Origin of the sequence: Priestia sp. SIMBA_032, assembly GCF_046535215.1 — a bacterium.
GTDB classification, from domain to species: domain Bacteria; phylum Bacillota; class Bacilli; order Bacillales; family Bacillaceae_H; genus Priestia; species Priestia aryabhattai.
Genome location: NZ_JAWRXD010001582.1, coordinates 1 through 235 on the forward strand (window position 1 = coordinate 1; position 235 = coordinate 235).

Consider the following 235-nt stretch of genomic DNA (forward strand, 5'->3'; position numbering starts at 1 on the left):
GTCCTAGGGTCGTATGGCAACGATTCCAGAGATCGACCCCGGAGGAAGGCACCGATGCCCCGCATCCGCCGCGTACTGCTGCTCGGACACACCCACCACGACGTCGGCTACACGAACAGCCCCCGGATCATCGACGGGATGCACGCGAGGATCGTGCGCGAAGTGCTCCGCCTGGCCGCGGAGGACACCGCGGCGCCAGGCGCGCCCGACCGCTTCCGGTGGACGTTCGAGGTCG

At 68.9% G+C, this 235-nt stretch carries 1 protein-coding gene; it reads left to right on the forward strand.

Features of this window, described 5'->3' with window-relative positions; translation table 11 throughout:
* Window positions 1–54: 54 nt before the first annotated feature.
* The coding region (locus SB717_RS39625) for a hypothetical protein (protein ID WP_410908821.1) at window positions 55–235 on the forward strand (181 nt) is incomplete at its 3' end.